Genomic DNA, 11223 nt, shown 5'->3' with positions numbered 1-11223 from the left:
GCCACGTCAAACATTATTTGCGCCTTGGTTGCAAGTGGGTCAAATATTCACTGTCGACGACCGAACCACGCTGTGCTCGAGTGCGGTCCGCAGCGTCCGCACATACAACGCGGGCGGCTCAGCCGTGCGTGCCGCGACGCAACCCGCCCACGCCGTTCCTTCGAGCCTCGACGATCTCGCGTACCCGTGTCGCAGCGTGCTCGATCGACTCGTGCTCCCAGATCCGTACCACGCACCACCCGGCAGCCTCGAACCTCGCGTCGGTATCGGCGTCGCGACGTCTGTTGCCTTCGATCTTCGCTCGCCAGAACTCAGCGTTGTTCTTCGGCCACGTCGCATGATCCGGGCACCCATGCCAGAAGCAGCCATCGACGAAAACAGCGACGCGAACGGACGTGAAGACGATGTCCGCTTCTCGCCGAACGCCTTGAACGGGACGCTGATGGATCCTGTAGCGCAGGCCACGAGCATGCAGCGCCTGCCGAAGTACCACCTCGGTCCCGGTGTTCCGGGACTTCTGCCTACTCATGCGGGAGCGAACGCCCGGCGCCGCCTGCATCGGCTCCATTGGCCTAGTCTCCCAGCTTGTCTGTCTCGGTACGAGTCCGGCGGCCGACGCCCCACGACTCCGGATCGGACCAGTGCTCACGTCCCAGTGATCGCCATCGCCGCACCATGCGAGGCGAGCCCGCGTTCATCACGAAGCATCCACGGCGACCGCGTCCGGATCCGCCCCCTGGATCACCCTGAATCGGAGAACTCGATCATTGACCACCGCGCCCGAAGGCAGGTAGATCGAGAACCCAAAGATCAGCCCGTACTCATCGGCCGGCACATCCACCCCTCGTTCTGAACCGCGCTCATACGACGGCTTCTGCTCGCGGACCAGGTAAGCCAAAATCACGCCTCGATGACGATCCCAGTATTCCCCGAGCGAGTGCGTGCCAGGGCGACTGGACGCCAAGAGGGGCTGCACAAAGGCTCGATGCTTCGGGTCAGTGATCTCGCCGAACTTCGACAGCTCCTCCCCTCCGCGAACCCGCCGATCCCGGCCTATCACGGACCGTGAGCCAACTCCGGCGATGTTCGCCAACCTGTCGCCAGGTTGCGGCATGACAAGCAAGAAGTCCCTCAGCCGCGGTTCAGACCCGTCGATCAGTCTCTGAAAGTACTTCAGTATCGGCTGCACCGATCGCTCCGAATACAAGTACATCCACTCAAGCTTCTCCACCATTGCGAGAAGCTTGGCGGCGTCCACCGTACCCAGATATGCTCTCAAGCCATCTTGACCGGCAGCGGGAAACGCGCCGTCGCTCGCAGCCTCAGCCAGAAACGGGCGCCACAAGTTCAGATTCTGATACAGCTTCCCGACGTCATTCGGGTAGCCCACTGGACTGAACACGCTCGCACTTTGCTCTTCCAAGGCAGCATTGAACATCTTGTTCCTGGATGTGGGCTTCAACCAAGGAAGGTGCTGCGTGACGAGAGGTGGGATTTGAGACGGAAGGAGCCGAGGACCGTCGCCATCCCACTCTGCATATTGGGCGAGCTGAGACCGGAAGGCGGCTTCGTCGTGCGCAATCGCTTCAAATGCAGCATAGAGGTCAACGGTCTTTCGCCCGAACTTCACATTTCGATCTATATAGAGACGAACCAAGTCGCGATAGCCGTGCCGAAAGCCAAACCAGCGACCCATCTGCGTCAGTGAGTCACTCATGGTCACGGCGCGACGAAAGTACGTAACCGTCAGACCTTCGACAGTGAACCCGCGGCTGAGCTTGGCACCGCCAATCAACACACGCCAGGTGCTATTGCGATCGAAGTCGAGGTGCTGCTGTTCAATCTCCTTGTCGCTGTTGACTACCGTAACTGGATTGTTTCCATGCTCAGTTATCTTCCCGACCGCGCGCTCGATCCATGGTCGAAGCGTATTGAAGTGAGGAAGCTTGGGAACTCCTTCCTCACGCCGCGCAGAGCTGACAGGCAAGACATCCTGCTCATAGAGGTCACGGAGTCTGCCAATCCCCTTTGCGGATGTAAATGCCGCGGAATCCCATAGGCCGCGCACCAGCTTCGCCAATTCCCGGTGATCGTCAGTCCCCACTGATTCATGAATCAGCATCGTGTGGTGCCGGAATTTCAGTGCACTCGACAGAGAGTATCGATAGAGCTTGCAGGCGCCTGTCAGAACAAACATGTCCAGCGCCCGCAACAATTCGGCGTTGCGACGGCGCGTATCTCCGGGATTGTCCGACGCGACGAGGTCACGCACATACGCCGCTCGATTGCTGTGCTCAGGTGTATCGGCGACAGGGCGCGATCCAAGGTCATGGAAGTCCTCGACTCCCATGTAACCGGGCGGGCGGTGCAGCCCGATGACGAAATCCTTTGGATATATTCCTTGCTCATCCGAGGGATCGACGAAGACATTTGCGAACGGGGTCGCGGTATAACCAACGTATTGCGCCCGCGGCATCAGTTCAAGCATCTCGGCAATTCGCTGATTAATCGCGCGCCGCTCCTTGACCTCGCGACCGGCGGCCCTTGCTGCCTCAACCTTCGCCGGATCCACAGTATTGACCGAAGCCTGGTCCGCTTCGTCATCGATGATCAGCACCGGGATCTCTGCAAAAGCACGACTATTTGCTTGCAGATCCTCGACCAGCTTGCCGAGAACCGTGGAGTTCTTCTTTGCGACCACAAGGCGCGCGCTGGCACTGAACAAGTTTGCCGGATCGAAGAGCGGGCGCCCTACGTCAGACCTCTCGATCCTCAGATTCTTGAACTGGGTTCGATAGTCACGCTTGAACTCTGTCAGCCGTAGAATCTCGGTCTCGACTCTGGCACCTCCGAGGTCGAGGAACTGCCCGCTGAGCCATGCGGCATCGTCTTGATAATCAACACCAGCCGCCCGAGCCTGCTCAGAAGAAAAATCCCCGACGATGTTCTGACGACCAACCATCTCCATGTCGATACGCCGCTGTGTCTGGCCACGTAGCATCTCGATGGTACCTGTCAAGACGACAACCAGCCGATAGCCGGCATCTACCGCCTTCGCAATAACACCGGTAAAGTTGGCTGTCTTGCCACTTTGCACATAGCCAACCACGAGACCCTTCGCCTGATAGGCGGCCGCTCGGGTCGGCTCGCTGAGCCGCTCGACCACACTTGTAGAGGCAACATCCAGCGCGCTCACATTCTCACTTGGCCACTTCCGGACATTAAGCAGGTAATCCCGGTATCGCGGCCAATAGAACTCGCGAGCGCTGGCTATGTCCGGTCCGTACCATTTCTCCCATGGCGCCGTGATCAAAATACTCTCGTCGACGAATATCGGCCGTTTTTCCAATAGAGCAGACGCCCCGCTCGCGTCGATGCCGAGGCGATCGCAGACCAGCTGCCGCCTTGCTTCAGTCGATGGAGCAGTACCCGCAGCCCACTCTGCCCCGGACGACTCGGCATCCCACTTATGCACGAGAAGGCCGAGGGTTGTCAGGAACGGGTCCGCCGGCTGGGCCGTTCGTATCATCTCGCCAAGCTCAGTCGCAGTGACAGCCTCACCACGATCTGCCGCATCGGGCGCGACCCTCACAATCAGGTCCTTCGGCGGGCCACCCTCCATCGCCCGCAACTGTTGTTGGAAGGAGCGCCGGAGCCAATCATCTGCCATCAGGCTGATCCTCGGAATTAGAAGTTACAGAGATAGCCACTGGAAACAGAGGCGGATCCGTCTCGAGACTGTCCAGTTCAATTCGATAATGAACCTCAGCCAGCCGCTCGGCATTCGGCATCACGGCCTGAACGCGTGCAAGCGTCAGCGCCGGGAACCCGTCATCCACGACAAAGAATGCAGGTTCTGCGCGCAGGCGCCAGCGCTCCCTGTACAGGTCGCCGTACCACTCTTGCCACCCCAAGCGGCTAAGAGTCTGATCGATATGTCCGAGGGACGCACCAGGCAGCGACCGAACCACCTCGACCAGGTCGGCCAAACTCGCCCCATCTCCCAGCGCTGAGGATGTGATCTGCAACGACAGCAGTTGTAGCTGCCTCCCGGCTGTCGGGGTCAGCTGCGTAAGACTTGTGATCCAATGCCGGCGTCGTTCCGACATGGTCGTCTTGACCTCAAGGTCGACATGCTGCAATCCGAAATCATGTTCCTCGCTACTTGGTCCTCTCCACGCGGCAAGAGCGTCCGACACACCTAGCTGTCTGGCAAGGCTGAGTACGACGACAAGCTCACCAAAGAGGCCGACCTGTTCTTCGCGAGACAAGCCCTTCCGTCCCGCGAGAATGTCCGACAGTCCGCTCAGGACGGATTGCACGGCGGCAGCGAACGGCTCGCCGCTCAACTGAACCCGGTCAGCAACAGTGCACAGAACCGGATAGACCTCGACGAGATTCCCGTCGAGGATGACGTCCAGGCAGTGCCAAGTCTTGCCGGACTCATACGAGGCGCCATAGGAGAGGTTGGCCCTTGTCAGGAGGTCCGGACCAGGATCATCTCCGATCATCTCCACAAGCAGCGTCAGCCGATTCTCCCCAGGTGAGATCTTGACGCGGACTTCAGGAGATCCCTCGACAATCAGGGTCCCATTCACGTTGCGTTGCATGTACTCATGAAGCAGCTCCACCGGCTCATGCCGGCTCGCCGCCAACTCCTGGCCCTCGGTCAACTCGTCCTCATCAGCTATCTCGGCCGGGCATCCTCTACATCGCAGCAACGGTAGGCCATGGCAACGACAATCTGAACGACATGCGGCGCGGCATTCTCCCGATCTCGGACCGCCCGATCGCCCACTACAGGTGTTTGGCGTCAGCCGAACCTGCTCGGCTCCTACTACGACAGGCTGATATCTGGATCCGGCCTGCTGTTTGACAATCAGATCGAGCGGTGGCACTGGTCCAACCATCTGCCCGCTGACTCTCGGAGGACCGAATCGCTGTTGATGCGGCAGATCGCTACCCCTGGCGTGGGGATGGGCCACGGCTCGGCGCGAGATGCTCAAGTGCCAACCCGACCTGCCGGTGCCGATAGTCATCCTGAGGACCGCGACAGGCACGGCCCTTGCCGCTGCAGCGTGTCGACAGCACGCGGCCAGGGGTGAAGTCATTCGGGTTGTCGAGTCCAGGATGTGGAGCAGCGGGTTCAGGGGCGCCGATAGGCAGCGACACAGACTTGCTTGCCGTTCCAGCGCTTCTCATCCAGGTGCGTCGCCGACTGAGGCGTTCGTGTTAGCAGCCAGCGGGCCGGCTCCGCGCCGAGGCGATGACGTCGTCGATTGATTTGGTGACGATGGTTGGGTCGTCTTTTGGATGTAGTGGCCGCCGTGGCGGGCGATTTTATGGGTGGCGCCTAGGTCGGAGGCGAGGGAGCGGTGGTGGTTTTGCCAGCGTTCGTCGAGTTGCGCCGGGGTGAAGGGGCGCCAGGGGTCGAGGTCGTCCAGGTCGAGCCAGCGCTTCACACGGCTGGCGATGACAACGGTTGGGATGTCGAGGGGGGCGTCTGCTGCGCGCGACTTCCTCTGCGCTGGCAAGTACGTCGAACGACATATGGTCGGCCCTATCGCCGTCGGCGGCGACCGTGCGGGGATTCTCGATGTCGAGGTTCAGGTGGATGTCGGTCGCGTCGACCAGGACCAGGCCGGCGAGATCCTGCGGTCGTTGCGCGGTGAAAATCAGCGCCACTAGAGCTCCGAGCGAGTGTCCGACCAGAACAAAGGGCCGGGCAATGTCGGCTGCCACAAGCAGCCGGTGCAGCTCTTCGGCGGCTGCGCCGACCGAGCGGGGGGTTCTATCAGCCGGGGTCTCGCTCTCGCCGATTCCGGCGCGGGCGTAGGTCACCAGGGTCGTTGAAGAGCGTAGACCGGACATGACTGCGGCCCATGGCTCGCCCGCGTCGCCGCTGCCAGCGCTGAAGACGACCGCTGGTGAACCCTCCCCCGAGATCTCCGCTGCAAGCTTGTACGTGCCGACTTCGAACTTGGTGGCCGCCATGACAACGAGCCTATTGGGCAGGAGCCAGGCCGGCCTCGCGCGGTGCGTCGTACTCAGAAAGATGAGTCATCGGACTGAGTGGATTCTCCTGTTGGACATCTCAGCACGCGCGAGGGAGGTTGGAGGGTATGGAATTCACTCAGCTTGGGCGTACGGGACTGAACGTCAGTCGGATCGTGTTGGGGACGATGAACTTCGGGCCTCACACGGAGGTCAAGGACGCGCACGCGATCATGGATGCGGCGCATGAGAAGGGGATCAACTTCTTCGATACGGCGAACGGGTACGGGCGGGCCATCTACCCCGGCCGGACCGAGGAGATCATCGGCGAGTGGTTCGCGAAGGATCCCAAGAACCGCGAGAAGACGGTGCTCGCCACCAAGGTGTACGGCGACATGGGTGCCGACTGGCCGAACACCAGCAAGCTGTCGGCGCTCAACATCCGCCGCGCGCTGGACGCGAGCCTGAAGCGGCTGCAGACCGACTACGTCGACCTGTACCAGTTCCACCACGTGGATCGCGCGACTCCTTGGGAGGAGATCTGGCAAGCGATCGAGGTCGCCGTACAGCAGGGCAAGATCCTGTACGCCGGCTCGAGCAACTTCGCTGGATGGCACATCGCGCAGGCGCAGGCGGCCGCGGAGAAGCGGAACTTCACGGGCCTCGTCAGCGAGCAGTCGATCTACAACCTGCTGGTGCGGGACGTGGAGCGCGAGGTTCTGCCGGCGGCTGAGTACTACGGACTCGGCGTGATCCCGTGGTCGCCGCTGCAAGGCGGTCTGCTCGGTGGGGTTATCCGCAAGGAGAACCAGGGCGTACGTCGCCTTGAAGGTCGCGCCAAGGAGACACTCGAGAAGCTGCGGCCGCAGATCGAGCAGTACGAGGCGTTCGCGGACGAGCTCGGGCACGAGCCTGGCGAGTTGGCGTTGGCGTGGTTGCTGCACCAGCCGACCGTGACTGGGCCGATCGTTGGGCCGCGGACGATGGAGCAGTTGGAGTCTGCAGTGCGGGCGGTCGACATCAAGCTCGACGACAAGGCGCTGGCCAAGCTCGACGAGATCTTCCCGGGCTACAAGACTGCGCCCGAGGACTACGCCTGGTAGTACGTCGCTTCACCGGCCGGTCGTCGTACACGAGTACGGCGGCCGGTCGCAGTACAGATTCACCTTGTGCTGGGCCAGGCGCGCAGTGCCGCCCTGGCGAAGGTGACGCCTTGCGGCGTGGTGCTCGAGGGACCGAGGATGCCTGCCTCGTTGCTCAAGGCACCGAGGCGGCGCAGGACCGCCTTGGTATCCCAAGCAGCATCATTGGCCATCCATGGCGTGAAGGGTGTTCCATCGATGCTCGCCCAGCCGATCGCGGTCAGCATCTCCGCGACGGTCGCGTCCGCATCCTCTTCGGTGGACGAGGTGGCGATAGCGGCCAGGAAGATGAGTCCGGCTTGGGTTTCGCAAGTGTCCTTGGAGACCGGTGGCATCTGCTCGGCCAAGTGCCACCAGAGGGCAAGCGGATCGTTGCGCACTGCACGTCCGCGCGGTGTGAGTACGAGCTTTCCGCGGTACTTACGCAGCAGACCCATGGCCTGCGCGGTCTCCCGCAAGTCCAGGACGGGCAAGGTCTGGACCTCACGGTTGCCCTTGCCGATCCATTCCTCGCCCAACCCGAGCTCGGACACGGCCGCCTCGACGTCGCGGGGCGGCAGGTAGCCGGCGCTGGTCAGCTTGATGCCGTCGGAGCCGACGCGATGCAGCAGCCAGCTGTACGGCGAGACCATCCGCGCCGCTGTGTCCGCGTCGATCTGAACCGGGGCGTCGAGCTTCGCGTTTTCGAGCATCTGCTCGAAGCGAGATCTCGCGCCTCGAAAGCGGAGCGCGCCGGTGAGTTCACCGAGCGGCTCTGGAAGGTCTGATTCACCGCGGCCGGGCCGAGCTAGCCCCTGGTTGATCTCCTCGGGGTCGAACGGGGTAGGCGCGTAATCGCGAGGGTCGACGTCGTCGCCGTACATCCGGGCATACTCGACAACCGCCTCGGCATGCTCGGGATGAGCCGGATCGAGGGCAGCACTGATCAATTCGTAGCCATACACCCCGCCGCAGTCCTCGCTCGGTCCAGGACGTCGGCCGTCGGTGCAGACAGCCCTTGGAGCGGAATCGTCCCGTGGCTGCACGGTTTCGAGCTTGATGACGTGCATCCAGTCGTCGCCGAAGTCGTACAGGTAGAACAGCATGTCGCCAGGCTTCGCGAGCACTTCGTCGAGGCGTACGTCCTCTTCGGGTACGCCGGTCTCGCCCTCGTCGGCCTGGAACGGGCAGAGGTAGTGCTCGGCCATGAGGTGGTAGTAGTCCTTGCCCGAGGCGAACTCGTGCAAGTGGCTGTCAGTCCAGCCGAAGGCGGTCTGGATGACGTCGTGGAGCTCGCTCAAGAACATGTCGGAGGCGAGCTCGAGGCGACGCCACAGCGGTGGCTTGGTTCCGGTGAGATCGACCCGCACCCGATACGTGACCACATCATCACGACGTGCTCGTCGCCGAGACGGCACTGGTGGCCGGGCGAACGGATCCACGTCGGCGGCGGCCAGTATGTTCGGAACTAGGCCGCGCAGGTCGTTGGAACCCGTGCCGGCAATGAGCGTCTTGAACTGCTCCATGAGCTCAGCCTGGCCGCCCGAGGACGGCTCAGGATCGGGTTTGCGCGCCATACGCGAACGCTACCGACCGACCGCCCCCTTCCACGAACCCGCGGACCGGTTCATCAGGATTGGTCGATTGAGTCGAGGAAGAGGTGAATGATCTCGCGGGGGTCATCGCGGCGCCAGGCTATTGCCAGCTCGGCGGGTGGAAGGTCGGGGACTGGGCGGAAGGTCAGTCCGGGCCGTTTGTAGAGGTGCGCGTTGCCCTCGGCGATGAGGGCGACTCCGACGCCGGCGCTGACCAGTTCGAGGACTTCGTCGGCGGCTGTGGCTTCTGCTGCAATGGCTGGTGGGGTCGAGCGGGCATCGACAGCGAGCCAGAAGTCGCGGAGCGGACCGGCTGCGGCGGGAAGGGCGACGAACGGTTCATTGACCAACTCGGCGAAGGGGATCGCCTCCCGGGCCGCCAGGCGGTGTTCGGCGGGGAGGGCTATCCAGCGAGGTTCGCGGACCAGGACTCGAGTCTGGATGTCGTCGGCGGGGATTGGGAGCCAGACGAACGCTACGTCGCTGGTCGCGTCGGCGAGGCCGGCGGTGGGGTCGTCCCAGCCGACCAATCTCAGCGAGACCGTCCAGCCGGGGGCTCGGTCGCGGAAGCGTTGGACGGCTGGGCGCTGGAGGTCGCGGCCGACGGCGGTTTGCATGCCGACGACGAGTTGGTGGGGGTGGCTGAGTGCGCGCGCCTCGACGTACCCGCGGTCCCAGGTCTCGAGCATTGTGCGTACGACGGGGAGCAGCGCACTCCCCTGGTCCGTCAAGGCTAGCCCCCGCGGCAGCCTGACGAAGAGGTCGAACCCGAGTCGGCGTTCAAGCGCTCGCAGTTGCTTGGACAAGGCGGGCTGCGACACGAACAGGCGGGCGGCCGCGGCAGTCACGGTCAGCTCTTCGGCCGCGGCGACGAAGTACCGGAGTTCCCGCAGGTGGGCGTCCATAACCAATGGTTATACCAACAAGTCTTGGACGGGCCTGATGCGGCGACCCAAAGCTGGACCCATGACAAACATTCGCAACCTCGGCGGGCTCGAAGTACCCGCCATCGGGTTCGGCGCGATGGTGCTCTCCCCCGGCATGTACGGCGAGATCGATGACGACCGCGGAGTCGCGGCAATCCAAGCGGCGGTCGGGGCCGGCGGGACGTTCATCGATACCAGCGACGCGTACGGCGATGACGGTCACAACGAGCGGTTGGTCGGGCGGGCGATTCGCGGTCGTCGCGAGGAGATCACGCTGGCGACGAAGTTCGGGCTCGCGGTTCCGGATGGTGCCGAGGCTCATCGGTTGAAGGTCGGCTTTGCGTTCGAGGAGCTGCTGGTGAATGCCGAGCCGAAGTACATTCGCGGCTACGCGGAGAGCAGTTTGCGTAATCTCGGCACCGATGTGATCGACCTGTACTACCTCCACTTCCCCGACCCTGCGGTGCCTATCGCGGACTCAGTCGGCGCTATGGCCGAACTCGTTGCTGATGGCAAGGTTCTTCACCTTGGCGTGTCCAACGTGACGCCGGATGAGCTGCGGCGAGCGCATACCGTTCATCCCATCGCCGCCGTACAGACCGAGTGGTCCATGTGGCGGCCGGTGGATCCGGAGTTGCTCGAGGTGGCGCGTGAGCTTGGCGTTGGCGTCGTACCTTGGAGTCCGCTTGGGGCTGGGTTCCTGACTGGGACCGTGCAGCGGCTTGGCGCGGACGACTTCCGGAACAACGCTCCGCGGTTCGATTCCGCCAGTCTCGCGGCGAACAATGCGTCGTACGGCGCTCTGCAGGCGCTGGCCGTGGATCTTGGGATCACTCGGAGTCAGCTCGCGCTGGCGTGGTTGCTGCATCAGGACGCGGCGGCTGTGCCGATCCCGGGGAGCCGTACGCCGGCGCACATCGAGGAGAACCTGGCGGCGGCCGACATCACCCTGCACCCGGACACACTCGCCCGGATCGACGCCGTACTCGCTCGCCTCGAACCCGTCGGCGCAACGCTGCTGCAGGACGCCCGATGAAGGTGCTCGTCGGATTGTCGACAATGCTGCTCGTCACCGCTTGTGGGCAGGGCTCTGGTCCTGTTGTCGACAATCCGACTGTCAGCGGGCCAACAATCGCCGGTTCGGCGACAGCCGGTCCGACTACTGCAACGACTCCGGCGGTTGACGTGCTGCCGGCGGCGCAGGCGTACGTCGACGCCGTCGCTCGACGTGATCTAGACGGTCTCGTGAACGCGTTTCACCCCGACGGACGGATCGTCGACGTCTCGCGGACGATCGCCGGGCACGACGCGATCCGCACTTGGGCCAGCAACGAGGTCATCGGCGGCACCTTGGAGGTACTCGAGATCGTCGAGCGCCGGCCGGACGGTCAGAAACTCCTGGTGCGATGGGCACCGGCCGGATCGGACGGCTGGCGAGCGCACTACGACTTCACGGTCCGCGGCGACCGGCTCAGTGTCGCGACCCTGCAGTACGCGTGAGCGCGGCGGGGTCTGCAGTACGCCCGTCGTTCAGCGCATCTGCGGTACGCGTGAGCGTTTGGCGGATCTGCAGTTCACGGGGAGGTG

At 63.2% G+C, this 11223-nt stretch carries 9 protein-coding genes; 3 read left to right on the top strand and 6 right to left on the bottom strand.

Annotated features, from left to right (window positions below; genetic code table 11):
* Nucleotides 1–118: 118 nt before the first annotated feature.
* The 4 genes from V9K99_RS42010 to V9K99_RS41995 all read right to left on the bottom strand — a co-directional run bounded on the left by V9K99_RS42010 (nt 119) and on the right by V9K99_RS41995 (nt 5994).
* On the bottom strand, nt 119–568 hold the full coding sequence (locus V9K99_RS42010) for a very short patch repair endonuclease (protein WP_337007769.1): 450 nt from the start codon (nt 566–568) through the stop codon (nt 119–121).
* A gap of 129 nt (nt 569–697) precedes the next feature.
* Entirely contained in the window at nt 698–3670 is a 2973-nt protein-coding gene (locus V9K99_RS42005; RefSeq protein ID WP_337007768.1) for a Z1 domain-containing protein, read from the bottom strand.
* Nucleotides 3660–4673, bottom strand: coding sequence for a PD-(D/E)XK motif protein (locus V9K99_RS42000; protein ID WP_337007767.1), 1014 nt, complete (start codon nt 4671–4673; stop codon nt 3660–3662). Before V9K99_RS42000 ends, V9K99_RS42005 begins: the two co-directional genes overlap by 11 nt.
* Nucleotides 4674–5340: 667 nt before the next feature.
* Complete coding sequence (locus V9K99_RS41995) at nt 5341–5994, bottom strand: alpha/beta fold hydrolase (RefSeq protein WP_337007766.1); 654 nt, start codon at nt 5992–5994, stop codon at nt 5341–5343.
* A 128-nt stretch (nt 5995–6122) separates the two neighbouring features.
* Here V9K99_RS41995 and V9K99_RS41990 point away from each other — a divergent pair, with 128 nt between their 5' ends.
* Nucleotides 6123–7097: an aldo/keto reductase gene (locus V9K99_RS41990; RefSeq protein ID WP_337007765.1), complete on the top strand. Its 975-nt coding sequence runs from the start codon at nt 6123–6125 to the stop codon at nt 7095–7097.
* Between the two features lie 59 nt (nt 7098–7156).
* Here the strand turns inward: V9K99_RS41990 and V9K99_RS41985 are convergent, their stop codons facing one another.
* Together V9K99_RS41985 and V9K99_RS41980 are read right to left on the bottom strand one after the other, a co-directional pair.
* The gene (locus V9K99_RS41985; RefSeq protein WP_337007764.1) at nt 7157–8692 is read right to left on the bottom strand and encodes a plasmid pRiA4b ORF-3 family protein; all 1536 of its coding nucleotides are present in this window, start codon (nt 8690–8692) and stop codon (nt 7157–7159) included.
* Nucleotides 8693–8745: 53 nt separating this feature from the next.
* Nucleotides 8746–9615 carry a LysR family transcriptional regulator gene (locus V9K99_RS41980; protein ID WP_337007763.1) on the bottom strand — a complete coding sequence of 290 codons (870 nt, stop codon included), beginning with the start codon at nt 9613–9615 and terminating at the stop codon, nt 8746–8748.
* 61 nt (nt 9616–9676) lie between these two features.
* Here V9K99_RS41980 and V9K99_RS41975 point away from each other — a divergent pair, with 61 nt between their 5' ends.
* Together V9K99_RS41975 and V9K99_RS41970 are read left to right on the top strand one after the other, a co-directional pair.
* Nucleotides 9677–10672: an aldo/keto reductase gene (locus tag V9K99_RS41975; RefSeq protein ID WP_337007762.1), complete on the top strand. Its 996-nt coding sequence runs from the start codon at nt 9677–9679 to the stop codon at nt 10670–10672.
* A complete protein-coding gene (locus V9K99_RS41970; RefSeq protein WP_337007761.1) occupies nt 10669–11136 on the top strand; it encodes a nuclear transport factor 2 family protein in 468 nt (155 codons plus the stop codon). The genes V9K99_RS41975 and V9K99_RS41970 overlap by 4 nt, the downstream gene beginning before the upstream one ends.
* Nucleotides 11137–11223: the final 87 nt, after the last annotated feature.

The sequence above is a fragment of the Kribbella sp. CCNWLW201 genome (genome assembly GCF_037203805.1).
Lineage (GTDB): Bacteria > Actinomycetota > Actinomycetes > Propionibacteriales > Kribbellaceae > Kribbella.
Note: the sequence above shows the minus strand (reverse complement) of the source record. Positions and strands in the feature narration are given on the sequence as shown.

Bases quoted from the DNA above. Each gene is read 5' to 3' on its own strand.
- V9K99_RS42010 (WP_337007769.1), bottom strand. From the start codon at position 568: ATGGAGCCGATGCAGGCGGCGCCGGGCGTTCGCTCCCGCATGAGTAGG.
- V9K99_RS42005 (WP_337007768.1), bottom strand. From the start codon at position 3,670: ATGGCAGATGATTGGCTCCGGCGCTCCTTCCAACAACAGTTGCGGGCG.
- V9K99_RS41995 (WP_337007766.1), bottom strand. From the start codon at position 5,994: ATGGCGGCCACCAAGTTCGAAGTCGGCACGTACAAGCTTGCAGCGGAG.
- V9K99_RS41990 (WP_337007765.1), top strand. From the start codon at position 6,123: ATGGAATTCACTCAGCTTGGGCGTACGGGACTGAACGTCAGTCGGATC.
- V9K99_RS41985 (WP_337007764.1), bottom strand. From the start codon at position 8,692: ATGGCGCGCAAACCCGATCCTGAGCCGTCCTCGGGCGGCCAGGCTGAG.
- V9K99_RS41980 (WP_337007763.1), bottom strand. From the start codon at position 9,615: ATGGACGCCCACCTGCGGGAACTCCGGTACTTCGTCGCCGCGGCCGAA.
- V9K99_RS41975 (WP_337007762.1), top strand. From the start codon at position 9,677: ATGACAAACATTCGCAACCTCGGCGGGCTCGAAGTACCCGCCATCGGG.
- V9K99_RS41970 (WP_337007761.1), top strand. From the start codon at position 10,669: ATGAAGGTGCTCGTCGGATTGTCGACAATGCTGCTCGTCACCGCTTGT.